Source organism: Acinetobacter sp. ANC 3882, from assembly GCF_022549545.1.
Taxonomy (GTDB): domain Bacteria; phylum Pseudomonadota; class Gammaproteobacteria; order Pseudomonadales; family Moraxellaceae; genus Acinetobacter.
Window position 1 is genome coordinate 1 of sequence record NZ_JAKZGB010000004.1, and the last position, 24,589, is coordinate 24,589.

The 24,589-nt window shown below is 40.6% G+C and carries 26 protein-coding genes and 1 pseudogene; 12 read left to right on the forward strand and 15 right to left on the reverse strand.

From position 1 onward, the window contains the following. Positions 1 to 136 precede the first annotated feature (136 nt). From MMO42_RS09255 to MMO42_RS09280, 6 genes and pseudogenes are all read left to right on the forward strand, one after another. Positions 137 to 478 (forward strand): annotated as a pseudogene (locus tag MMO42_RS09255) (hypothetical protein). A gap of 97 nt (positions 479 to 575) precedes the next feature. Next, positions 576 to 968, forward strand: coding sequence for a DUF2007 domain-containing protein (locus MMO42_RS09260; RefSeq protein WP_241320301.1), 393 nt, complete (start codon positions 576 to 578; stop codon positions 966 to 968). 83 nt (positions 969 to 1,051) lie between these two features. Continuing rightward, positions 1,052 to 1,435 (forward strand): hypothetical protein, encoded by a 384-nt coding sequence (locus MMO42_RS09265; protein ID WP_241320303.1) that lies wholly within the window; start codon positions 1,052 to 1,054, stop codon positions 1,433 to 1,435. Between the two features lie 78 nt (positions 1,436 to 1,513). Further along, on the forward strand, positions 1,514 to 1,861 hold the full coding sequence (locus MMO42_RS09270) for a GFA family protein (protein WP_241320305.1): 348 nt from the start codon (positions 1,514 to 1,516) through the stop codon (positions 1,859 to 1,861). 22 nt (positions 1,862 to 1,883) lie between these two features. Next, a complete protein-coding gene (locus MMO42_RS09275) occupies positions 1,884 to 2,447 on the forward strand; it encodes a DUF4256 domain-containing protein (protein ID WP_241320306.1) in 564 nt (187 codons plus the stop codon). Positions 2,448 to 2,580: 133 nt separating this feature from the next. After that, entirely contained in the window at positions 2,581 to 3,744 is a 1,164-nt protein-coding gene (locus tag MMO42_RS09280) for an acyl-CoA dehydrogenase family protein (RefSeq protein WP_241320308.1), read from the forward strand. A gap of 28 nt (positions 3,745 to 3,772) precedes the next feature. On the opposite strand, the gene MMO42_RS09285 is transcribed toward MMO42_RS09280, so the two are convergent. The 4 genes from MMO42_RS09285 to MMO42_RS09300 form a co-directional block, all read right to left on the reverse strand. Next, on the reverse strand, positions 3,773 to 4,168 hold the full coding sequence (locus tag MMO42_RS09285; RefSeq protein ID WP_241320310.1) for a hypothetical protein: 396 nt from the start codon (positions 4,166 to 4,168) through the stop codon (positions 3,773 to 3,775). Positions 4,169 to 4,190: 22 nt separating this feature from the next. After that, on the reverse strand, positions 4,191 to 4,547 hold the full coding sequence (locus tag MMO42_RS09290) for a hypothetical protein (RefSeq protein ID WP_241320312.1): 357 nt from the start codon (positions 4,545 to 4,547) through the stop codon (positions 4,191 to 4,193). Positions 4,548 to 4,638: 91 nt separating this feature from the next. Next, the gene (locus MMO42_RS09295; RefSeq protein WP_241320314.1) at positions 4,639 to 5,148 is read right to left on the reverse strand and encodes a GNAT family protein; all 510 of its coding nucleotides are present in this window, start codon (positions 5,146 to 5,148) and stop codon (positions 4,639 to 4,641) included. Beyond that, positions 5,145 to 5,744, reverse strand: coding sequence for a TetR/AcrR family transcriptional regulator (locus MMO42_RS09300; RefSeq protein ID WP_241320317.1), 600 nt, complete (start codon positions 5,742 to 5,744; stop codon positions 5,145 to 5,147). Before MMO42_RS09300 ends, MMO42_RS09295 begins: the two co-directional genes overlap by 4 nt. A 195-nt stretch (positions 5,745 to 5,939) precedes the next feature. On the opposite strand from MMO42_RS09300, the gene MMO42_RS09305 reads away from it, so the two are divergent. Beyond that, complete coding sequence (locus MMO42_RS09305) at positions 5,940 to 7,742, forward strand: acyclic terpene utilization AtuA family protein (protein WP_241320318.1); 1,803 nt, start codon at positions 5,940 to 5,942, stop codon at positions 7,740 to 7,742. 69 nt (positions 7,743 to 7,811) lie between these two features. Here MMO42_RS09305 and MMO42_RS09310 read toward each other — a convergent pair whose 3' ends face one another. Continuing rightward, entirely contained in the window at positions 7,812 to 9,779 is a 1,968-nt protein-coding gene (locus MMO42_RS09310; RefSeq protein WP_241320319.1) for a DUF2075 domain-containing protein, read from the reverse strand. A gap of 180 nt (positions 9,780 to 9,959) precedes the next feature. Here MMO42_RS09310 and MMO42_RS09315 point away from each other — a divergent pair, with 180 nt between their 5' ends. The 5 genes from MMO42_RS09315 (at position 9,960) to MMO42_RS09335 (ending at position 16,586) form a co-directional block, all read left to right on the forward strand. Further along, positions 9,960 to 10,835, forward strand: a complete 876-nt coding sequence (locus tag MMO42_RS09315) for an SDR family oxidoreductase (RefSeq protein WP_241320320.1) — start codon at positions 9,960 to 9,962, stop codon at positions 10,833 to 10,835. Between the two features lie 2 nt (positions 10,836 to 10,837). Continuing rightward, positions 10,838 to 12,451, forward strand: a complete 1,614-nt coding sequence (locus MMO42_RS09320) for a carboxyl transferase domain-containing protein (protein WP_241320321.1) — start codon at positions 10,838 to 10,840, stop codon at positions 12,449 to 12,451. Positions 12,452 to 12,550: 99 nt separating this feature from the next. Then, the gene (locus tag MMO42_RS09325; protein WP_171551105.1) at positions 12,551 to 13,711 is read left to right on the forward strand and encodes an acyl-CoA dehydrogenase family protein; all 1,161 of its coding nucleotides are present in this window, start codon (positions 12,551 to 12,553) and stop codon (positions 13,709 to 13,711) included. Between the two features lie 10 nt (positions 13,712 to 13,721). After that, positions 13,722 to 14,555 (forward strand): enoyl-CoA hydratase-related protein, encoded by an 834-nt coding sequence (locus MMO42_RS09330; RefSeq protein WP_241320322.1) that lies wholly within the window; start codon positions 13,722 to 13,724, stop codon positions 14,553 to 14,555. Between the two features lie 72 nt (positions 14,556 to 14,627). Beyond that, positions 14,628 to 16,586 (forward strand): acetyl/propionyl/methylcrotonyl-CoA carboxylase subunit alpha, encoded by a 1,959-nt coding sequence (locus MMO42_RS09335; protein WP_241320323.1) that lies wholly within the window; start codon positions 14,628 to 14,630, stop codon positions 16,584 to 16,586. A gap of 31 nt (positions 16,587 to 16,617) precedes the next feature. On the opposite strand, the gene MMO42_RS09340 is transcribed toward MMO42_RS09335, so the two are convergent. The 10 genes from MMO42_RS09340 to MMO42_RS09385 all read right to left on the reverse strand — a co-directional run bounded on the left by MMO42_RS09340 (position 16,618) and on the right by MMO42_RS09385 (position 24,496). Then, positions 16,618 to 17,091, reverse strand: a complete 474-nt coding sequence (locus MMO42_RS09340) for a hypothetical protein (RefSeq protein WP_241320324.1) — start codon at positions 17,089 to 17,091, stop codon at positions 16,618 to 16,620. 126 nt (positions 17,092 to 17,217) lie between these two features. Then, positions 17,218 to 18,144: a lipase secretion chaperone gene (locus MMO42_RS09345; protein ID WP_241320325.1), complete on the reverse strand. Its 927-nt coding sequence runs from the start codon at positions 18,142 to 18,144 to the stop codon at positions 17,218 to 17,220. A gap of 13 nt (positions 18,145 to 18,157) precedes the next feature. Beyond that, complete coding sequence (locus MMO42_RS09350) at positions 18,158 to 19,501, reverse strand: sphingomyelin phosphodiesterase (RefSeq protein ID WP_241320326.1); 1,344 nt, start codon at positions 19,499 to 19,501, stop codon at positions 18,158 to 18,160. A gap of 359 nt (positions 19,502 to 19,860) precedes the next feature. Further along, positions 19,861 to 20,280, reverse strand: coding sequence for a roadblock/LC7 domain-containing protein (locus tag MMO42_RS09355; protein ID WP_101235518.1), 420 nt, complete (start codon positions 20,278 to 20,280; stop codon positions 19,861 to 19,863). 22 nt (positions 20,281 to 20,302) lie between these two features. Continuing rightward, positions 20,303 to 20,845, reverse strand: coding sequence for an ATP/GTP-binding protein (locus MMO42_RS09360; RefSeq protein WP_241320327.1), 543 nt, complete (start codon positions 20,843 to 20,845; stop codon positions 20,303 to 20,305). A gap of 8 nt (positions 20,846 to 20,853) precedes the next feature. Beyond that, on the reverse strand, positions 20,854 to 21,822 hold the full coding sequence (locus MMO42_RS09365; RefSeq protein WP_005296888.1) for a hypothetical protein: 969 nt from the start codon (positions 21,820 to 21,822) through the stop codon (positions 20,854 to 20,856). A 147-nt stretch (positions 21,823 to 21,969) separates the two neighbouring features. After that, positions 21,970 to 22,329, reverse strand: a complete 360-nt coding sequence (locus MMO42_RS09370; RefSeq protein ID WP_005296886.1) for a hypothetical protein — start codon at positions 22,327 to 22,329, stop codon at positions 21,970 to 21,972. Positions 22,330 to 22,715: 386 nt separating this feature from the next. Further along, the gene (locus MMO42_RS09375; RefSeq protein WP_241320328.1) at positions 22,716 to 23,381 is read right to left on the reverse strand and encodes a hypothetical protein; all 666 of its coding nucleotides are present in this window, start codon (positions 23,379 to 23,381) and stop codon (positions 22,716 to 22,718) included. 15 nt (positions 23,382 to 23,396) lie between these two features. Beyond that, a complete protein-coding gene (locus MMO42_RS09380; RefSeq protein WP_005149684.1) occupies positions 23,397 to 23,822 on the reverse strand; it encodes a ClpXP protease specificity-enhancing factor in 426 nt (141 codons plus the stop codon). A 14-nt stretch (positions 23,823 to 23,836) separates the two neighbouring features. Beyond that, on the reverse strand, positions 23,837 to 24,496 hold the full coding sequence (locus MMO42_RS09385) for a glutathione S-transferase N-terminal domain-containing protein (RefSeq protein WP_005296879.1): 660 nt from the start codon (positions 24,494 to 24,496) through the stop codon (positions 23,837 to 23,839). Positions 24,497 to 24,589: the final 93 nt, after the last annotated feature.

The window sequence follows — 24,589 nt, forward strand, 5'->3', positions numbered from 1 at the left end:
CCCGAACTCAGAAGTGAAACCTCTTAGCGCTGATGGTAGTGTGGCACTTGCCATGTGAGAGTAAGTCATCGCCAGCTTTTAAATACTAACACCCCTCAACTAACGTTGAGGGGTGTTTTTTATTGCATAGATGAAAATGATTAATAATAATGTTTCTATTGCCTCAGAAGAATTCGTACAGGAATTTAAAGACTTAAGGGATGAGCTAGTTCGGAACTACTTTACTATTGATTCCGACACATCACGAATTGATTTATTAGACAAATCTGGAATGAATAATGAACAAATTAATTTAACTGAAAAAATTGTTTCGGAGGCTTTAACCGATGCACTATATACCGTCTTACTAGGTCTTTAGGGTAGTGCATCAATTGGTCAGCATCAAATCATGTATAAGCTATTTGATGAGCAATCAAATGAACTGACTGGCAATATAGAATCCATAGCATGGGAAAAATTTCACAGCGAAAATACATAACAAGGTATTGCTGAGTGCAGCATATGAATATATTTTTGCAATATACACTTAAATGAGTTGAGATTAGAATTCAGTTTTATCCCTATTAGTTATTCTTATGCAATGGCTTGTCGCTGAAACGTATTCTTTTCCCTACGAGGCTCATATTGCCAAAACTCAATTAGAAGCATCTGAGATTCCAGCACGTATTGAGAATGAACATACTATTAATATGGATTGGCTTTATTCCAATGCATTAGGTGGTGTTCGGTTATTGGTTCCAGAAAGCTATGTAGAGGAAGCAAAAATGATTCTCGGACAAGATTTTAGCCAAGAATTAGAACAAAAGTTCGGTTCAAGCGAGTGCTGTCCCAAGTGTGGAAGTACAGATATAAAGCCCTATACGGAAGGAAAAAGGCCTGCATATTTGGTTTTTTTATTGCTTGGATTCCCTTTATTTTCTTATAAACATGGAACTAAGTGTCAGCACTGTGATCATTTTTGGTGTTAGTATTTCTCTTAGAAATAAAAAGTTAGTAAATAAAAACAAATGGTTGGCTTGTTCTAAAAACTAAAGCAGAAGAGCATTCAAGCATGAATATTGCAAAGAATATTTTGTGGGTAGATTGCTGCGCAGCTGGATTCGCAGGCCTCATCGTCTTGTTTGCGAGTGAGTGGTTCAGCCAGTTGTATCATTTACCTAGGTATGTCGTCATTTTCATTGGTTGTATTAACCTATTATATGCATGTTATTCATTTACATTAGCCAATTATAAAAAACGCTCACTGTTCCTCATCAACATCTTGGTGATTGCGAATGCCATTTGGGTTATGGCTTGCTTAATCATGTTGGGCATGTTTTGGGATGAAATGACGATCTTTGCCATGATTCATATTGGTGGAGAAGCTATTTTTGTTGGCACTTTAGCTCGATTGGAATATCAATGGCGGTATCAACTTACATTTCCTTATCGCTAAACAAGTAACCAAACTAACTGGACAGAAGTTAAACAGCTTTGTTTAATAGAGAAGAAAAAGATAAGAAAGGAAAACAAAATGGAATATAAGGGAAGTTGTCACTGTGGAAAAATCTCCTTTGTGGCGCAAGGGGAATTAACCGAGGCTCTGTCATGTAACTGTTCGATTTGTCAGAGAAAGGGTTCTTTATTGTGGTTCTTGCCTACGGATCAAGTCGACATCTCCGTTGAAGAGAACGCGTTAGCGAGCTATCAATTTAATAAACATGTGATCGACCATCATTTCTGTAATACCTGTGGTATTCATCCTTATGCAACTGGAGTTGATCCAAAAGGCAAGCAGATGTATGCCATTAATATAAGGTGTATTGAAGATCTTGATTTGGAAAGCATCAAGATCAACCATTTTGATGGCCGTTCAGTGTAATCATAAAATCTAGAGTATAAAAATGACCAAGAGTAAAAAGTTAGAGCCTGAACAAGCTACAGTGTTACTAGAAATCTTGAAAAAGCGTTTTGAAAAAAATATGCATCGTCACAAAGACTTGAATTGGTCTGATATCGAAGATCAATTACAACAGCAACCAGAAAAATTATGGTCTCTTAATCAAATGGAAGATACGGGTGGAGAACCAGATGTGGTCTCGTTTGATCTGACAGCATCTGAAATTGTGTTTTATGATTGTGCTATGGAAACACCAAAAGGTCGTAGAAGCCTGTGTTATGATCGTGCGGCTTTAGAGGCGCGCAAAGAACATAAACCTGAAAACAATGCAGTTGAGCTTGCTGAGGTTATCGGAATTGAACTGTTAACAGAAGAACAATATAGGCAGTTACAGTCAGTTGAGCATTTCGATTTAAAAACTTCAAGTTGGGTCAAAACATCTGAGGATGTGCGTAAATTGGGTGGTGCAATTTTTTGTGATAGCCGTTATGGCCGAGTCTTTACTTATCATAATGGAGCCCAATCTTATTATGCGACCCGTGGATTTCGTGGCCGATTAAAAATATAGTTTCTCGTCTTCACTGGCATTTCTAAGTATTTTTTAACTTTTAATTTTGCCAAGCGCTTGCTTGGTTTTTCTGGTTTTGCTACTTTAGTGCTCATTCAATAAACAATGATCAATAATTGCTAGGAAGCAGAATATGCACCTTAATCCTTTGTACTATAACGAGCAGCATCTTGAGTTTTCCAAGAGTATCCGACGCTTTGTAGAAAAAGAGATTTCACCTTTTATCAATGAATGGGATGAAAGTGAAACCTTTCCGAGAGAACTCTATAAAAAAGCTGCAGACATTGGTTTGTTAGGATTAGGGTTTGAAGAGCAATATGGTGGCATTGCAGGAACAGATGCATTTTATACCCTGTTAGCCTCTATTGAGCTGGCGAAATGTGCATCGGGTGGTTTAGCTGCTTCTTTACTGTCACATACAATTGGCGCGCCACCCATCCAGCATTTTGCCAATGAAGAGGTCAAAGCTCAGGTACTTCCGCAGATTTTATCGGGTGACAAGATCTCAGCATTGGCGATTACTGAGCCTGGCGGTGGTTCAGATGTCGCTGCTCTTAAAACCAAGGCAGTGCGTGAAGGTGATTATTTTCTGGTGAGTGGAGAAAAGACCTTTATCACTTCAGGGATACGAGCGGATTATTACTCGGTTGCAGTTCGTACTGATCCAAATGCCAAAGGTGCAAATGGTATATCCATGCTGTTGATTGATGCGCATAGTGAGGGGATCAGCAAAACCAAACTAGACAAAATGGGCTGGTGGGCGTCAGATACGGCACATTTACATTTTGACAATGTCAAAGTGCCTGCTAGCCATTTATTAGGTCCTGAAAATATGGGCTTTCTGGTGATTATGAATAACTTCAATATGGAGCGTTTTTTCCTTGCTGCCAGTAGTTATGGCTTTGCTTTGACTTGCTATGAAGAAGCATTGGATTGGGCACAGCAACGCCAAACCTTTGGTAAGCGTTTGGTCGATCATCAGGTGATGCGTCATAAGTTGGTGGATATGGCAACTCGATTGACTGCAACGCGTGCTTTATTGGAGGATACTGCTTATCGCTTGGGTAAGCCTGAATTGCAAGGCAGTGAACTGATTGCCCAGATTTGTATGCTTAAGAATGTTGCTACTCAAACCATGCAATTCTGTGCAGATGCTGCGGTACAGACGCTAGGTGGAATGGGCTTTATGCGCGGTACTAAATCCGAACGTATTTATCGTGAAGTGAAGGTGAATATGATTGGTGGTGGCGCAGAAGAAATTATGAAAGATTTAATTAGTAAACAATTGGGTTATTAGTTAACGTTTGCATGCTTTATCGAACAATCTAAGAGCTGATCTCTTTAGTGAAAATATCAATAATTCGAGTTTCTGTATTTTCTAAGGTGATTAATATTTTAGAAGGAGAAACTTGTTGAATGGCATCAATCCACCAGATAGAGGGTGGATTTCGATGTAATTCAAAATACTGAGAGGTCGGCTGGTCGTATTGATAAGGAGTAAATGGTTCTTTGATAAGGTAAACAATCAGTCCACACCCTCCAATTGCACACCATTTCTCATGATGATCAATGATCGCCACTTCTGGATTACCATAAAAATCACCTATTTCAATGTAGTCTTTTATACAAGTAGACTCTAACGGTGCAATATAAACACTTTCATGAAGGTGAATAATTTTAAAGTTCTTAGACTGTGTAAGTTGAATATAATTCGTGTGCATGATTATAAATTCCTCCTTCTTCTTACTCTAGCCATGCATTGCCAATATTCCGAATATACACTTTATCAGGTTCATCCTCATCTTGATAAAGATAACCATTATCTTTCAATATATTGAGCTCAATAAGCTCTTTAATAAGCTCGGATGTCTTATCAGGATAAGACCAGAGTGTCTGTCTGTCTCCAGATTCAAATGGCCAATCTAATTCCGTATCTGATACAAATTGAATAAGATCTCCTTGGTTATTTAATAAATACCACGTGACAATAGCTGATTGGGCTACGTTACCTGCTAATTCTTTTTTCTTATTGCCATTCAAATGAATAAACGAGATGATTTCTTTTTTAGTCTCATTAACGAGTACGTATTGTATTCCCATAAGATGCTCATCTTCTCACTTAATAAACTATATTTATTATTTCTAGTAATAGAAATAAAAGTACCATGAGCATAATTTAGAAGCTTAATTTTTAGAACGCCAGATATTTCTTATCTGTCCAATCCGAATTTAAAATTGCCCAACGTTCATGATCTTTCCATTCTTTTCCACCGACTCGTAGGTACTTGCGAGAAAAGCCTTCTTTCACAAAACCTGCATTTGATACAAGGCGAATAGAGGTCAGGTTGTCTGGTTGAATATTAGCTTCTAGTCGATGTAGATTCAGTGTTTGAAATGCTTTTTCTAAAACCAGTTGTAGTCCATGTCGCATATAGCCATGTCCTGCATAAGGATAAAAGGCTTCATAGCCTAAATAGGCAGAATGGAAGTAACCACGAACAATATTCGATATATTAAAGGTGCCAACAATGGCATGATTTTCTGTTAAACAGACAAAATAACGGTGTTCTTGAGCGAGGTAGTGTTCAAAATCAGTCGGCGGATAGGTCCACGGTTGATGTAGATGAATACTATTTGAGTAGGCATGTTTGATTTCAGCTAAATCACTGAGTTGAGGCTTACGCAAATAGACTGGACTCATTTCACCGTCATTTCCCAAACCATTTCAGTCAATTCATCAATTTTGACTTTGCCTTCTGGTCGATACCAAGTCACCGTCCAAGAAATCGAACCACCAAGTAAACGACGCCAGATAAAAGCATCATGTTTCACCTTGCCTTGAGCCCGTAATTTTTCAATCACATCCAGCCAAACTTGCTCATATTCATTACGCATCTTCAAAAGATAGTCTTGTTTTTCTTTTGATAGCGCAAACCATTCATGTACCAGTACGGCCATAGCCGCACCTGTATCACCAGCAATGGAGAGTAATTCAGCTTTGATCAAATGACGTAATTGCTGTTCAGGATCAGTTGAACGTTCAGCTGCTTCTTTTAAGCGGGCAAAGTTATAAATGATGGTTTGTTCCATCACTGTCGCAAGAATCTCATCTTTACTTTTAAAATGATGAAACAGGCTGCCAGATTGAATTCCAATAAACTCACCGAGTTGACGAACCGTGGTTTTATCATAACCCTGCTTATAAAAGAGATAGGCTGCACCTTGCAATAAACGCCCACGTGGACTGTCATCAAAACAAACAATTTTGGGGATTTGTTCAATTGAAGTTGCGATCATGCCTATCCGTCTATCCTATTTAAGCTGAGGTACATTGTAACAAAATTCATTTGATGCATTGTCTTATCTTTTTATAACAAGCATTTGCTTTAATTTGACCATTTTTGCCAATACATCATAGCATTATGCACTTTACAAACCAAGCACTTGCTTGGTAGTGTTAAGGCGTTTTTAGCAATAACAATGAGAAAGCGTATGACAAGTGTCAAACAGGATGACCAGAGGGTAGTCAAAATCGGGTGTGCATCAGGGTTCTGGGGCGATACCAATACCGCTGCTTTTCAGTTGGTACACCTAAGTGATATTGATTATCTGGTCTTTGATTATCTGTCAGAAATCACCATGTCGATTATGGCCAAGGCGATGATGATAGATCCAAGTCATGGTTATGCTTTGGATTTTGTCAGTCGAGTCATGACACCACTGATCAATAAAATTGCTGAGAAAAAAATTAAAGTAATTAGTAATGCGGGTGGGGTAAATCCGCTGGCATGCCGTGATGCATTACAAAAAATGATTGATGAAAAGGGCTTAAATTTAAAAGTCGCAGTGGTACTGGGTGATGATGTACTAGCAAAGCATGCTGAATTACTCACCCAAAATATTCAGGAAATGTTTAATGGCGATGCCTTGCCTGCACATGTTGCCAGTAGTAATGCCTATTTAGGCGCTGTTGCGATTCGCGATGCGCTCGATTTGGGTGCAGATATCGTGATTACAGGTCGTGTAGTCGATTCAGCCGTTGTGCTTGCACCACTGTTGCATGAGTATAAATGGTCACTTGAGGATTATGACAAGCTGGCGCAAGGCGCATTGGCAGGGCATGTCATTGAATGCGGTGCGCAATGTACAGGTGGAAATTTTACTGATTGGCGGCTAGTTCAAGGCTTTGACAATATGGGCTTTCCTATCGTGGAAGTGAGTGACGATGCTTCATTTATCGTGACCAAGCCGAAAGGGACGGGGGGATTAGTTTCGACTGCGACTGTGGCAGAGCAGATCGTTTACGAAATTGGCAATCCGCAAGCCTATCTTTTACCTGATGTGGCTGCTGATTTTAGTCAGGTCCGTTTAGAACAGGTGGGTGAACATCGAGTCAAGGTGACAGGTGCAACAGGGCGTGCACCCACCCAGCAATATAAAGTCAGTGCAACCTATGCCGATGGCTACCGAGTTTTAGTCAGTTTCTTAATCGCTGGTCGTGAAGCACCAGAAAAAGCACAAATGATTGCGGATGCCATTATCAACAAATGTGAACGCGTTTTGGCATTGCGTTCAGTCCCACCGTTTAGTGAAAAGTCTGTTGAGATTCTCGGGGTTGAAAGTACTTATGGTACACATGCCCGAATCAAAGACAGCCGTGAAGTAGTGGTTAAAATAGCGGTCAAGCATTTGTTCAAAGAAGCTTGTATGTTCTTTGCTTCTGAAATTGCCCAAGCTTCAACAGGCATGGCACCTGCATTGGCAGGAATTGTCGGAGGCCGTCCTAAAGCATCGGCAGTGGTGAAATTATTTTCATTTTTGATTGATAAAGATCAATTAAAGGTAGAAGTCGATTTTGCAGGACAGCGTTACCCCGTACAGATTCCTACGGGGCAAAAGGCACCAGCTGTCGAACTACATCCCGTCGGTGAAGTGGCCACCTATCAAGGTGATGAAGTTGAAGTGCCTTTGATTGAGGTGGCACATGCGCGCAGTGGTGATAAGGGCAATCATAGCAATATCGGGGTGATTGCACGCCAAGCGGAATATTTACCTTGGATTCGTGCGGCACTGACTGAAACCAATGTTGCCGCGTATATGCAGCATGTTTTAGACCCAGACAAATCCAAGGTGATCCGTTATGAATTGCCAGAGATGAATGCGCTGAATTTCATGTTGGAAAATGCTTTGGGTGGTGGTGGGATTGCCAGCTTGCGAATCGATCCACAGGGTAAAGCCTTTGCACAGCAATTATTGGATATGCCGGTGAAAGTGCCTAGAAAACTGATAGTTTAAGCTGTACTTTACTAATACGAGATTTTTCGCTTGTAATAGAATCGAGCAAGCGAAAGTCTCATGTCTTTTTTATATTTTATCTAGTCCGCAAGAGACGAGATAGTTATAGATTGAGTCATAGTATTTTTGGGGTCTTGTTGGATCCGTACCATCTACTGCCGGAATAAAAATAACCATACCTTGTCGGGCTCGAGTCAGTAACACTCTATAAGCATTAAGAAGATAACTTTTGGTAGCATCTTTCTTAATATTTTGCCACTTAGAACCTTTAAAACTTTGAAATTGCCAACCATTCTCGTAATAGAGATTTATATCCCAGCTTACACAGGTATAGTCGATTTCAAGTCCTTGGATATCAAACTCAGTCGCGATATCCTCTAAGTAATAAGACGAGCGTGTATCCTCTTGAGTGTTTAAAAACCAATCAGTTGGAGATATATCATTCTTAACATAGATTCCTTCTGCTTTTAGTCGTTTAGCACCTGAACTTGCAATCAAGCCAATTCTTTCAGTACCTCTAGCTTGATTTCTTAACCAGATTTTTGCCTTGGCTAAGTCCCTAGTGATTTTAATGGGATAATTGTGTTTAATTTCTTGATAAATCTGAGCAGCTTGATCATTTTCATTGTCTAAAATGGATTGGATCAAGGATGCAACTTTTTCACTTCGAAATGAGCGGACAGAGGTGGATAAATGAAGATCAGTTCTTTGATGTCCATGTTGTTTTAGCCAATTTGATAAATTTAAATCATTCAGATAGGTGTTAGGTTCTGCCAAAATCTTATCTGAATAATAAATATCCCAAGATTGGTATTTTGTTTTTAGCGACTCAATCCATTCTGAAACGCCTGCTTCACCTGTATTAATTTCTTGTCCACCACCGATTAAGCATATAATTGCACACCAATCTTCATGTCGATCCATCACACTAATTAGATATTCTGGTTCAGACATGTCAAAGTTTTGGATTCCCTTTTTCTGTTGCATGAACTTAGAGACCTGGTCCTTCTGCCAAGCTCTTTGTGCTTCATCGAAAACAACAACTTTTTCAATAGGGGCATGGGGCGTTCTTAAATTGTCATCTCTAAAATGATGAATGTTTTGGATAAAAGCTTTTGCTTTCCTTTCAGCTTCTGTGCGTAAAATTTTCTGGCCACTTTTTTTAGCAGATTGTACAGAGTCTCTAGAGAGCGCTTCTCTTAATACATCTACCAACGGGCCATTACCTGATAAAAATACCGAATGTTCAGATTCATCTGCTTTTAGTCGTTCATTCGCGATGTTTAGACCCGCAAGCGTTTTTCCAGCGCCAGGAACCCCTGTTAAAAAGCAGATTGATTTTTTATGCTGAGTTTTAGAGTTTTCGATAATTTCATTTATTAAATTCGAGGTGTTTGATAGGTTAATTGCACCTGCATCACTTCTTGAAATTTCTTTAACGCTATGGCCCCTATATAAGGCTTGAGCGGCCTCAATAATAGTCGGTGTCGGCTTATAGATACTATTTTCCCAAGTATGAATATTTAAACTATCTTTTGTCTTTACTTGGTCCAAAATTTGAATCAACGTTGCTTTAAAATTCTCTTTATTGCATAAGATACAGCTGGTTAAAGCTAAAGTGCTATCGATCTTAGAGGTGGCACTTGGGGCATTTGTCGCAATAAGGATAGGGACAATTGTTTTATTATGACTTCCTCCATGAAAATTTTGTAAATCTAGGCAATAGTCGATGGTTTGATTTTGAGCATGTTTTGAATAACTTTTTTCGCCTACTTTGAACTCCATTACAAGGATTAAATTATTTATAATTAATATGTTATCTACTCGTTTTCCCATTCTAGGGATCGAGAACTCGAAATATAAATGACCATATAAATCTTTGAGCTCTTGTTTTAGAAAATCAATTTGCTCAAGCCAAGCATTTTTCTGTAAATCTTCTAAATCATGTTGATGATGGCGTGCAAGTTGTCCAAAAATTGCATTTTTATTTTCGTTTAAAAATAAATCTATCGAACTTTGATAATAACTTGTATTCATTGTGAGTTTTTAAATTTTTAAAAATCTTAAATTGAACAGTATGTTAGCACTAGAAATAATGTTTTAGCAAAAAATGACATTTAAATTCGGATGATAAAGGCATCTTTGCACTTTACAAACCAAGCACTTGCTTGGTAGTGTGTGATCAGTTAAAAATAATATATGCATGGATCATAAAACATGGGTTATCAATCAATTTTCAGGGCAGATGCATTTGCTAACAAAGTGATTATCGTGACAGGCGGTGGCTCTGGTATTGGCCGTTGTACTGCACATGAATTGGCATCCTTAGGTGCGCAAGTCGTGATCACGGGACGTAAAGTTGAAAAATTAGAAAAGGTCAGTCAGGAAATTTTAGAAGATAGAGGTAAAGTTCATTTCATCGTCTGTGATAACCGTGATGAAGAACAAGTTAAAAGCATGATTGCTGAAGTCATTGAAAAATTTGGCAAGCTCGATGGTTTAGTCAATAACGCAGGTGGACAATTTCCTTCTGCGCTTGAAAATATTTCTGCCAATGGTTTTGATGCGGTGGTCCGTAATAACCTGCATTCAACCTTCTATCTGATGCGTGAAGCTTATAATCAATGGATGGCAAAGCATGGTGGCAGCATTGTCAACATGACCGCAGATATGTGGGGCGGTATGCCAGGTATGGGCCATTCAGGTGCAGCACGTTCAGGTGTAGATAACCTGACTAAAACAGCTTCAGTTGAATGGGGTAAATCAGGGGTTCGCGTCAATGCGGTTGCACCAGGTTGGATTATTTCTTCAGGCATGGATAACTATAGTGGTGATTTTGCCAAAGTGATTATTCCAAGTTTGGCGAGCAATGTCCCATTAAAACGTATGGGTACAGAGTCAGAAATTTCTTCTGCGATTTGTTATTTACTCTCCGATGCCGCTGCTTTTATCTCAGGGGTAACACTCCGCATCGATGGGGCTGCTTCACAAGGTACACGGATGTATCCATTGGCAGATGCGACCAACAATGAAGCCTTTAATGGTTTCCATCGTGCTTTTATTCCTGACATATTCAAAACAGATGGAGAATAAATATGAGTATTCTCCAATCTGAAATTGCAGTGGGTAGTGAGCAATACGAGCAAAATAGAGAGGCGTTATTAACGCAGCTGGCTGAAGTTCGTGCGGTGCAGCAAAAAAGCATCGATAAATCTTATGCGGCAAAACCCAAGTTTGATAAGAAAGGCAAAATTTTGCCCCATGAGCGTATTCGACTGTTATTAGATGCGGATTCACCTTTTGTCGAGCTGTGTGGCTTGGTTGGCTACAATATGCATGATGATAAAGATGGCTCCGAGGCTGGTGGTGGCGTTATCGCTGGGATTGGTTTTGTCAGTGGTGTACGTGCGCTGGTTTCTGCCAGTAATAGTGCGATCAAAGGTGGCACCATGTCACCGATGGGGGTACATAAAACCCTCCGCCTGCAAAAGATTGCATTAGAGCAAAAGTTGCCGATGGTCACCTTGACTGAAAGTGGTGGGGCTAACCTGAACTATGCTGCGGAAGTGTTTACCTATGGTGGTATGACCTTTGCCAATCAGGCACGATTGTCTGCTGCGGGGATTCCACAAGTCGCGGTGGTGCATGGTAATGCGACCGCTGGTGGGGCTTATCAGCCGGGTTTATCTGATTATGTGATTGCCGTACGCAAACAGACAGAAATGTTATTGGCAGGACCACCATTATTATTGGCGGCAACAGGTGAGGTTGCAACGGCAGAAGAGCTGGGTGGGGCAGAAATGCATACTCAAGTCTCAGGCGTGGCGGAATATCTGGCGGAGAATGATGCGGATGGTATTCGTTTGGCGCGTGAGATTTTTGAACATCTGAACTGGAAAGAACAAACCGCGCAATCGAATCAGAATTATAAGGAACCACGTTATGCTGCGGAAGAATTGTTAGGTATTGTTCCTCAAGATCCGAAGCAACCTTTTGATATGAAGGAAATCATTGCACGGATTATTGATGATTCAGACTTTCTGGAATTTAAACAGGAATATGATGCTTTAACGGTCTGTGGCTGGGCAAAAATGGGGGGGCTGCATATCGGCATCATTACCAATAATGGCCCGATCACACCACAAGGGGCAGCTAAAGCAGCGCAATTTATTCATCTGTGTGAACAGACCCAACGTCCACTTTTATTCTTGCACAACACCACAGGTTTTATGGTCGGAACGGATGCAGAGCAGAACGGTATTATCAAGCATGGCTCTAAACTCATTCAGGCAGTCGCCAATGCGACGGTGCCAAAAATCTCGATCGTGGTTGCGGGTTCTTATGGGGCAGGCAACTATGCGATGTGTGGGCGCAGTTTGTCACCGCAATTTATCTTTGCATGGCCAAATTCGCATGTGGCGGTAATGGGCGCGGCACAAGCAGGTAAGGTGTTGCGTATCGTGGCTGAGGGTAAACAAAAAGCATCAGGGATGGAACCCAATCCACAGATGCTGGATTTCTTGGAACAAAGTACAGCAATGAAACTGGAACAGCAGTCGACGGCTTTATTTAATACCGCAATGCTCCATGACGATGGGATTATCGATCCAAGAGATACCCGAAAAGTACTGATTTTCTTATTACAAACCATTTTTGAAGCACAACAACGTGAGTTAAATCCAACACGATTTGGTGTGTCGAGATTTTAAAAAATCTCCCCTAACCCCTCTTTAAAAAGAGGGGGGACTCCTCCCTTTTCTAAAGGGAGGCTGGGAGGGATTTACAAGATTAAATTTAAGGAAAAAACAATGAAATTTACCGCAGAACATGATGCTTTACGCCGTACCACACGCCAGTTTGTGGAAAATGAATTGAATCCCTTTATTCCAGAATGGGAAGAGGCAGGACGTTTTCCCATTCATGATGTGTTTAAGAAAATGGGGGATTTAGGTTTATTGGGGATTTGCAAGCCTGAAGAAAATGGTGGTTTAGGGCTCGACTATTCTTATAATCTCGTGGTGGCAGAAGAGTTAGGTCGTGCTGCGTGTGGGGGGGTGCCACTGGCGATTGGCGTGCAAACCGATATGGCAACGCCTGCACTGGCACGTTTTGGCAGCAAAGAACTACGAGATGAGTTTTTAAATCCTGCGATTCGTGGTGAATATGTCGCGTCGATTGCAGTATCCGAAGTGCATGCGGGTTCTGATGTGGCAGCCATTAAAACGACTGCAAAAAAAGATGGCGACGACTATGTGATTAACGGCAGTAAAATGTGGATCACCAACTCATTACAAGCAGATTTCTTCTGTTTACTTGCCAATACCTCTGATGACAAACCACACGTCAACAAATCCATGATTATTGTGCCAGCAAAAACGGCAGGGATTAGTTTCTCTGAACCCTTAAATAAACTAGGTATGCGCTCAACCACCACTGCACAGGTCTATTTCGATAATGTTCGTGTACCGCAACGCAACCTTGTGGGTGCAGAAGGCATGGGCTTTATGATGCAAATGATGCAGTTCCAAGAAGAGCGGATGTGGGCTTGTGCCAATGCGGTGGGCGGGATGGAAAAAGTCATTCAGCAAACCATTGATTATGCTAAAGAACGTACCACCTTTGGTCAGCCTTTGATTCATAATCAGTATGTACATTTCCGTTTTGCTGAGTTGATGACCGAAGTAGAAGCATTGCGTGCCTTAACTTATCAAGCATGTGAACAGCATATTGCAGGTGAAAATGTCACGATGATGGCCTCAATGGCAAAGTTAAAAGCGGGTCGTTTAAGTCGTGAAGTGGCGGATAGCTGTCTGCAATATTGGGGCGGTAATGGCTTTATGTGGGATAACCCTGCGTCGCAACTATTCCGTGATGGTCGTCTAGGTTCAATTGGCGGCGGTGCAGATGAGATTATGTTGGGGATTATCTGTAAGCTCATGGATATTCTGCCTAAAAAGCAGAAAAACTAGGAGACGAAAGATGGTGCTTTCAACTTCTCTTGCAGACTTGAATATTGATGACAGCATTGAACTAGAGCAACAGGGCAGCATTTTGACCTTATGGCTGAATCGTCCTGAAAGCCGTAATGCCATGAGTTTGAATATGGTGACTGCCATTCAACAGGTGTTTAGCCAGATTGCCGATGATTCCTCAATTCGAGCTGTCGTTCTCAGAGGTAAGGGCGGGCATTTCTGTGCGGGCGGTGACATTAAGGATATGGCGAGCTTACGTATTGAAGCTGCAAATAGTGGCAGTTTGCAACCCTACGTCGATTTTAACCGCCGTTTTGGAGCCATGATTGAACAGGTTGATCAAGCACCCCAAACCGTTGTTGTTGTACTGGAAGGGGCCGTACTTGGTGGTGGCTTTGGTTTAGCGTGTGTTTCGGATATTGCCATCAGTCGTGATAGCGCCCAGTTTGGTCTGCCAGAAACAGGTTTGGGCATCTTACCCGCGCAAATTGCGCCTTTCGTGGTAAAGCGGATTGGTCTGACTCAAGCCCGCCGTTTGGCTTTATTAGGTTTACGTTTTGATGGTCACACTGCTTTGAATTTAGGTGTGATTCATCAATTGGCACAGAATGACGCTGAACTGGAACAGCAGCTTGCTGAGACCATTCAACAGATTAAGCGTGCTGCACCTTTGGCTTCCCGTGCCACCAAAGCTTTATTACATCGAACGCTCAATGAACCTTTAACCTCTCTTTTAGATGATGCTGCACAACAATTTGCACAAGCAGTCGGTGGCGCAGAAGGACAAGAAGGAACGATGGCTTTTATTCAAAAACGTTTGCCAAACTGGACTGAGCAGTAAAAGAGCAAAGTATGTCTTTGCGCACCGTATCGGTCAAAACCATATAAATACGGTGCTTTGAGGGATTAAATAATGAAATTTTCAAAAGTGTTAGTGGCAAACCGTGGTGAAATCGCTGTTCGTGTCATGCAAACGGCCAAAGCGATGGGCTATCAAACGGTTGCCGTGTATTCAGATGCCGATGCCAATGCACGCCATGTCCAGTTGGCAGATGAGGCGGTTTATATCGGTGCTTCTAAAGTTTCAGAATCCTATTTATCCATTGCCAATATTATTGAAGCCTGCCAAAAAACAGGTGCGGATGCGGTACATCCCGGTTATGGTTTCCTGTCTGAAAATACTGATTTTGCTCAGGCTTGTCTTGATCATGGTATTACCTTTATTGGACCAACAGCGGCTGCGATCGAATTAATGGGCAGTAAGCGCCTGTCTAAAATTGCCATGATTCAAGCTGGAGTACCTTGTGTGCCCGGTTATGAAGGTGATCAGCAGGATATTGATTATCTAGCTGAACAGGCAGAGAAGATTGGTTATCCTTTGATGGTTAAGGCATCGGCTGGCGGTGGTGGACGTGGCATGCGCTTGGTCCATCAGGCTTCGGATGTCTTGGATGCCTTAAAAACAGCGCGTTCAGAAGCAGAAAATGCCTTTGGCTCAGGTGAGCTGATTTTAGAGAAAGCGGTGATTGCCCCACGCCATGTCGAGATCCAGATCTTTGGCGATACGCATGGCAATTATGTGTACTTGTTTGAGCGTGATTGTTCAATTCAACGTCGTCATCAAAAGGTGGTAGAGGAAGCTCCTTGTCCTGTGATGACGCCTGAACTGCGTCAGAAAATGGGTGAGGCAGCTGTTGCAGCGGCTAAAGCTTGTGATTATGTCGGGGCAGGTACAGTGGAGTTCTTGCTGGATCAATCGGGCGAGTTCTATTTTCTGGAAATGAATACCCGTTTGCAGGTCGAACATCCTGTCACGGAAATGATTACAGGGCTAGATTTGGTGGAATGGCAGCTTCGTGTTGCCAATGGTGAAACTTTAGCTTTGCAGCAACATGAACTGACCCTGAATGGGCATGCGATTGAAGTCCGTTTATATGCAGAAGATCCGCGGCAGGATTTCTTGCCACAAACAGGTAAAGTGCTTCGTTGGCAACCCGCTGGTGCTGATGGTATGTTGCCGCATGTCCGTATTGACCACGGCATGTTAGAACAAGGTGAAATTAGTCCGTTCTATGATCCGATGGTGGCCAAGGTCATTGCTTATGGAAAGACCCGTCAGGATGCGATTCGACTGCTCGCTCGTGCCGTTGATGATTGTGTCTTGTTGGGTGTGAATAGTAATAAACAATTCTTGAGCAATTTATTACGACATCCGATTATTGTTGCTGGAGATACCAATACTGCCTTTATTCAGCAGCATTTTCAGGATGATATTAGTCTGCATCAACAAACCTTAAAGATTGAAACGCTTGCAGTGGCAGCAGCACTATTCACTCAACAAAATCAGCAGCGCGTTGCTTGGCAAACGGGTGTTGGCATGCCATTTCCGCTGAAACTGAAATATGCAGACCAACAGTTATTGTTACATGTACAAAATGATCAGCAGCAGGTCAAAGTTGAATTATGTGACCAACAGGCAACGATCAAAATTATAAGCATCAATGGTGGAGAGATTGTTTATAGCTGTGGAGGTGTTCGCCGTAAGCTCGCGTATGTGTTTGATCAAGATCAGCTGTATTTAGATGCGGACAATGGCAATGTGGTGATTGAAAATATGACCTATGCAGCTCCAGAAGCCGCAGAAGTTGTAGGGGATGGAAAAATCCGAGCACCAATGGATGGGGCTATCGTGAATCTGTTGGTCAATGTTGGCGATCAGGTGGTGAAAGGACAAACCTTATTGGTGCTCGAAGCCATGAAGATTCAGCAACAGATCAAATCCGATGTCGATGGTGTAGTCGAGGAACTGATTGGTCAGGTTGGGCAGCAGGTGAAAAAACGACAATTGCTGTTAAATCTAAATATGGTCTAGTCATCTATAACAGCAACTAAAAAGCGAGGTTTTATGCCTCGCTTTTTAGTAAGCTCAATACAGCTTCTAAGGAATGTTGATGGTTCCCTTGTAATTCCTGTGCTGCAAACTCTGCTAAGGCTTGTTCATGAGCCAGTAAATAACTTAGAAATTCTTGAGTCGTTGCATCGGCATGTTGAGTCATTCTCTCAAACGTTTCCATAAAAGGTTTTGTACCTTGTTTGAGTAAATGCATGGCAGCTTTCCAAGGAAGCTTTGCCATAGCGATACCTGATGCTTTGGCTTGCAACTTAATGTGTGGTCGAATTGAAGCAGTGTGACTATGTTGCGCTAAGAAATCCTCTAACCGTTGAAGTGTTTGAGTTTCCAGTTTAGCCAAGGTTTGCCATTTTTGTTGTTGTTCGATTGAACGCGTATATTTAGCGGCATTGAGAAAAATCAGTTCGCCCAATATTTCTGATTCGAGTGCAGTATTTAGATCTTGTTGATATTGTGGGTAATGCATTCCTTTGATTTCCATGAATAAGAATCGATTGAACAGTGGTAAGTTGACTCATTATAAATAGCATAAAAATTGTGCAAGACAAGCACTTAACCATCTATGTTGGTTATATAGATGGTTGAAGCGAAATCAAGGAAACATTTTTAAGCGCAAATTCTCTAAATGGCTTTGATACTGCTTTTGCCATTCTGTTTCTGAGAGTTGTGCTTTTAATGGTTCCATCTCTTGTTGTAACTGCTGCAAGGCTTTTTGGTATTGATCGACTTGCTGCTGTTGCTGAGCTTCACGTCGTTCTCTTTGCTGAACCTCTTGGCGTTCCTGTTCTGTCAAATATTGCTGTTGCAATTTCTGCTTTAAACGTTCAGTTTCAGCAGCATTTTGTTGGCCTTGCTGAATCAAATTTAAGGCTTGTTCATATTGCCCGATTTTGCTTTGTTGTTGAGTCTCAGCAGGATACTGTTTTTGTAACTCTTCAAAGGCTTTTAAACGTTGTTCAGCACTGAGTTTTTGATTCTGAGCTAAATCATTGTAGGCAAAACGATAATCCGCATACTGGCGTTCTTGCCCAAAACCAAGCATTGTCTCTGCTTGTCCTAACGTCTGCTCTCTCAGTTTCCACAAAGCATCAAACCGTTCTTTTGGCGATAAAGCGGTTGATAGCACTGTACTTTGCATACGTTGCTCGTATTGTGGCAGGCGTTTTAATAAGTTCGCGACCAGTTGTGCGAATTTCTGATCTGGGTAATTGGCCAAGGCTTTTGCCAAAGCAGCATTACAGTCAGATACAGGGCAGTTGGCCTTAAAGTCATTGAGAAACTGAGTGATATTGCCAGGTTGTTGTTGTAACTTTTTGAGTTGTTTCAACAGCGCGTCCTGAAAAATTTCATCCTTGTTTTTATGAGGCATGTTGTCATCACTCATCGGTGTCGATGAATCTTGAGATGATGTGGATTTGGTGTGCTGGATTGCAGCGGAAGAGGCGGTGCTCTTCCAGACTACAATCGCAACCAAGACCACGAGAACAATAACAATTGTTAGCAATAGTCTTTTATTCATACCGCCTTCCGCTTTATGGGTTGTAATTAAATTGTCCCATCACAGGGAAGTGATCTGAGAGATCCCATGTCATGTACAGTGGATCAGCTGTAGTACGCAAGATACGAACATCATTACGCGCCTGAGTGGGCTGGCGATGGTTATTCGATGCTACGATATAGTCCAGATATTCAACAGTTGAACCCCCAGAACCTGCTGCTCCTGCCAATTTATTCACACGTGGGTCAAAGGTTGACGCGGTATAGCCTGTGCTCGTTGCTGCGGTGGCATTCAGATTGGTTAACATGTCTTGATAGTCTTGCGGCCAAAGTAATTTATTCACATTAAAATCGCCACCCATCAATACGGCATCAAAACTTGGAATATTTTGTTGATTGACCAATTGGCGGATTTGTTTGAACTGAACTTGGCGTAGGGCGCGTGCTTCATCGGTATCAAATGAGGCGGTATGCGTTGAAGTCACATGATAAGCCTTACCATTTTTAATGATTTCAGCATACAGCACACCTTTATCGGCGAAGCAATCGGTCCCTGTACAATCTGGATATATCAATTGAGCAGTTTTCGCGATTGGATAACGGCTGACAATCACTAGACCGCTATCAAACAAGTTATAGCCAGAACCGACAGGAATATGGGTTTGATAAGGATATTGTTGTGCCAGTTGATTCAACATGCCTGTACGCGATGATGCAAAGGCTTCCTGCATCATAATCACATCATAGCCATTTAGATGATTTGGCAATTCAGCCAAACGTTCGCTGATTTTACTCGCGACCATTGGCAGCGCATAAACATTATAAGTCAGGACTTTGAGTTCATCTGCACTAGCTGAAACAGGCTCTTGTACCGTGTTTTGATGAATAGTGTAGTGGAAGTCATCATAACCACCTGTATATTCAGCTTTTACTGCTGCCTGAGCAGATAAACCCGCATAAGTTGTACTGATACGATGTACATCACGGTCCGAATACCACGGAGATGTGGTAGTCGCCGTTTGAATACCGTGCTTAATGTTGCTACCAGACCACGTACCAGTCATGGTTTGTTTTAAGGTCACTTGTGAGTTGCCGCTGCTGAGAACGGTATCAAAGTTATAGGTTTTACCTGATTTGATTCCTGTATAACGGTTGATACGTAATACCCGTTTGGTCTCGTATGGTGCAAGTTGGGTCGCTTCCTGCGCCCATTCATTGCCTTGCTGTAAGCTTGCCCCAGTTTGATTGACTTGTATCGATACGGTTTGTGGCGTGGTGTTGGTCACGAACACGTAGGAATCAGCCAAGGTCTGTTGGGTGGAAAAACCACCGATTAATAGCGCGACCCCTGCACCTAGTTTTAAGCTCTTCAGCTTCATCTTTTATCTCTCCATAGTGCTTAATAATGTCAGAACAAACACAATCGCATATTGTTTAAATTATTCATTTATGAAAATTTTGTGATTGTTATTTGTTCGAAAATTATAATAATGAAAAAATATTGCTAAATCATTTAAATTTACGACCATTCATCTGATGTTTTTAAAAACAATATTTTATTTAATATTGCTGACTTAAATCGAGATTTTTTGGCAGATAAAGGCGATTAATTAGTGAAATTGAGCGAAGGTTGATATTCAAAAATGAAAATTGAAAAGTGGTGTATTGAGTATATCGTCAATAAATGAAAAAAATCTGACAAGCCGTTTAGACCTGTCAGATTTTTTGATGTGAAAAATTAAGCTTGGTCAGCGTCAACAATTGCGCCGCTGGTTTGTTTTAAGCTATAGAGCAGTTGCCCCAATAAGACATCTTTATTGCTCAAGGTCACCATCACCATCGGGTGATGTGGGGCTGGAATTGAAGTTAAAATTGCTTTACCGTTCTCTGCATCCAAAGTAATACTCTGGCATCCCGTCAGCTGAATTTCATTGAGAAAGGCCGTCACCATCGCCAAGATCGAACTACTCACAGCGGCAAGTTTGGTGCTGTTATAGGGATTCTTCTTGTAAATTGAGGCAAGTTCAAATCCATCTGTAGAGCAGAGCATAATATAATCTACTCCGCGAATATTGGTTAAAATATCGTTGGCTTGAGCCTTCGCAAATTGGATCAGCTCTTTGGGTGCCGTACGTTGCTGACTGGGAATACTGAACATAATTCTTCTCTTTATAAAGTAATTAATTTGTTGCTTTTAAATTGACTTCTAATGCTGCAATGAGTGATTCAATCATCAGCAAGATATGTTCTTGTTTACGTGCATCGATAAAAAATAGAGGATAGTGGTAGTCGTTTTGAACCAACCACTCACGATATATGGTGGTGGGTTGTCCTTTATTTTCATCGACATGGGTGATGCCAATGGAAATGTTCTGGGTATAGTCTTTAAAGGTGTCTAAGTAGCCTTCAAGTTCTTCAATTGGAACTTTACTATTGTGATCGACCAGTAAAATAACACCTAATGCACCTTGGCAAATGACCGGCCAGATAAAATCAAAGCGTGATTGTCCAGGGGTGCCATATAAGCCCACTTTTACACCGTCATCTAATGTAATCTCGCCATAATCAATACCCACCGTAGTTTGCATTTTATTATGAGCCTGACTATCTGTATTGAATGCTTCGGTCGCGAGTACGGGAATTTCTGAAAGCGATTTGATTGCTTCCGTTTTACCGGCGCCCATGCTTCCTGCAAAAACAATTTTGTATTGTTGGAGAATCATATCAATCCTTAAAGCCCAAAGCGGCGTCTAATCTTGCCGAAAAATTTATTTAAAAAGCCTTGTTGTTCAATTGTTTGCTCAGTAGTTTCTGTTTTTAAATAATGACTTTCTGAAGCAGGGATAATGCCACCATTGTCTGAAAGAATGCAGGCAGCGATAAATTGTTGAACCGTTTGAATAGGAAGTTTTAATTGTGTTGCAACTTGGTACAGTTGGGCTCCTTGTATAAAGCAAGCGGCAAGTAATAGAGTGGTTTTCCGCTCTGTGTTTTGCGCTGGCTGTGGCCAATATTCGATTTTGTAGTATTCATTTTCATTTGGTGCCAAGCGTTGGAACTCAAGTGAATGCCAAAATAGATTCCATAACCAATCATTGAGATTGTATTCAACCTTACGCGATACTTTGGTGAAGTTCGATGTGGTTGCGAACTCATATTTAAAGCTGTGGTTGGTTTGCGTATGGATACGCGTGGGTTCTAACCATGCAATCTGGCTGCGGGTGTCGATGATGGCTAGGGTGCCATGATCATCAAACAGGTGCAGTCGGGCATTTTCAGGATTCAACATGTCAGTTAAATACTTTTCATTGATTGCATTATGAGTCGAAACGGATTCAACTTTGGGCTGTTGTGCTTGTTGATGGGTGAGATAACTTAAAAGGCGAATATGAATCCAGTTTTTTAATGCATCAGTGTGCTGAAAAGGTAAATAAAGCGTATTGTGTTCTTCTATATGTTGGGTGCCTTCTCCTTTCGATACTTTTAAGCAGGGAAGTTGTTTTTGTTCTAAAATGCGTTGAATACCTTCAGTATCAAAAAAGTTTTCATTTATTAATAATAAGTCGATATTTGGATCGGCAATATTGATCCAGTTAATGCCAAATTCATGAGGTATTGTTTTTCTAAGCTCTATTTTTAATTCATCTGAAACTTTTAAACTTATACCTGAAATTGCGATATTAATGCAATGTCCATTCATAGTATCACTTTAATGTTTTATAAAATATTGGACTGCACAGAATTAGTCTAATAATAGACTGCTTATATAACTCTTAATTTATTTTAAATAAATAAAATAAGAGTATATACAAGTAGCCTAATATATTAAATGTATTTAAATTGAGAGTTAAGCAAAGTCTAACTCTTTTTCAAATGTTTTTAATTCGTGACGAGCCATCGCTAGGTTAGATTTAGTGCGGTCTAATACAAGATAAAGGAACAGGTTGCCATTGCTTTCTAGTGGGCGGATTAAGTGATATGCCTTACCAAGCGTGATGAGGATATCTTCAATATCATCGTTAAGTTTCAGTGAGTTAGCTACACGGCGTTTTGCACGAATAACTTCGGTATTACCCGCAGCTGCCAATTCTAAGTCGATTGAGCCCCCACCTTGTGTTGCTAGCGCCAAACCACTTTCTGTGTCTACTAAAGCTGCTGCAACGAACCCATCAATATTTGTTAAGCTTTCTAATGAAATTTTAGCCATGATTTTATCTCTACTAATACATCTTTGTTTATGAATTTATATTTGCCACTTCTGTTTTTGATTAGTTTTCAAAAGTAGTTAATCTCATTATAGGAAACTCTTTTATTAAATCAATCATACTTTAAAATAATTGAATTGACTGATTTGCTAATAATTGACAATTTTTGTCAAATAAACAAATAAAAATATTAATTGAGGATTGTATTCTGTTTTTATTGTGATATTAAGCACATTAATATCTAGGTTTAAAGCTAATCTTTGATTGTAAATAAATGTAAATTATTTTAATTAAAATAAATTAATTAATATTTTAAGCGAAGTTAATTTTTTCGTAAGCCTATGATAAAGAAAGTAAATACACTTTCTTTATCATTTTATTGTGAGTCTTAGGTTGAAATTAATTGGCAATATGAACAATACAAAAAGATCAAAATGACCAATGCCACAAAAGGAGAAACAATATACGCCCAAGCAGGAACTGCAGGCGTTTCAACCTCAACTATTTCCTCATGATCATCATGTGCAGTTGGTTGTGCTTGATGAACCATTTGATTGAATTCTTGCATGGTAGCTTCAAGCGACACTTCTTGCTGTACCACAGGCTTGGAACCGAGTAATTCGGTCAGTTGATTGGTTGACCAGACCCAGTCTTCCGCTTGCCCAGATAAATGTTCAATTTGACCGACTAGAAGTTCTGTCAATCCTGTTTGCCCAAAGCTTCCAGTTTGATCCAGTTGCTTCAATTCGGCCAACTGTAGCGTCAGTACATCAGAGAGGCTGGTTTCCAACTCAGCGGCTTTCAGCGTGGATTGATTATGGGCTGAGGTAGTAAGATGGCGAGCAACCTCCTGAATGTAAAGCGGATCAGCAGTTTGAACTTCTTGATATAGCTTTTGTGGATTTTGTTTCCACAGACTAATCAATTGCCCAAGTGCTAACACGTTCACTTCATCAATATAAGCTTGTTTTTCTTTAGGAGAATATTGATTAAAAAGTTGTGGTTTTTGAATTTTAATTTGTTCAGAAAAATATTGAACTAAGTCAAATGCCATCTTGTCTATCCTCGCTTAATCTAAAATTCTGAGTGAAGGTTTCTTTTTAGTTGGTTCAGCGTCTTGCTTACCTTCATCCACTGGAGGGGCAGTTGTATCTTCGATTTCTGCATATTCAGAAGCATCAAAGAATAAACCTTGTCCATTTTCTCTTGCATAAATCCCTAATACAGCACGAATAGGCACATAAATCTCTTTTGCAACACCACCAAAGCGAGCCGAAAAGGTGATTGCGTCATTGCTCATATGGAATTGATGAATGGCATGTGGTGCAAGATTTAAGACAATTTGTCCATCTTTGACAAATTGTAATGGAACATCGGTATGGGGTTGTGTTGCATCAACCAATAAATAAGGGGTCAGCTGGTTATCGCAAATCCATTCATAAATGGCACGAGCAAGATAGGGGCGTGTAGGCGTAAAAGTTATTTGCTCAGACATAATTGAAAAACTTATTAAATCGTTGAAATCAATTCATTGTAGCTGTTTTTTTCTTGAGCTGTCATTGATTTAATGAAAGATGGTCGGCTAAAGATACGATGACAATACAAGAATATAGGCCGACAGTGCTGTGCAGGTAATTCAATCCCCATACTTTTTAGACGTAGAAAGATTGGGGCCAACATACAATCAAGGATTGAAAATGTTTCTGACATGAAAAATGGGAAATGCTGAAAGAGTGGTGTCAGAGAAATCAGCGTATCTCTTAGCTCTTTCTGAGCCTTTTGTTTTTGTTTAGGGTCTAGCGTATCTGTGTGTCTCAACATGTGATCGGCCAATTTGAACCAATCCTGTTCGAAACGCCAAATATATTGACGTTGTTCCGCTCGCGCCATGGGTGCATCAGCATACAGCTTATTTTGGCGGTAACGATCATCTAAATATTCAGCAATGACATTGGCTGAAAAAAGTTTCAGGTTTTGTTCAATCAACATCGGAAGTTGGTTATAGGGATTAAGATCCGCTAAATCCTCATCTTCATGGTCGGTAAGAATAAGATGATATTTGATTTGTTTTTCAGCCAGTAAAAAACGGATCCAGTGTGAACGGAAATCGTCTGCATGACTATAAAGCGTAATGCCTTGGACAGGGGTTGGGGGATTTTCTAAAGACATAAGTCCAAAAAATTATGGTTGACTGTTTAGAATACTAAAATTAACGTTGGAAATCACTTAAAGCTGAACAATATGATTGTTACAGAATAGATT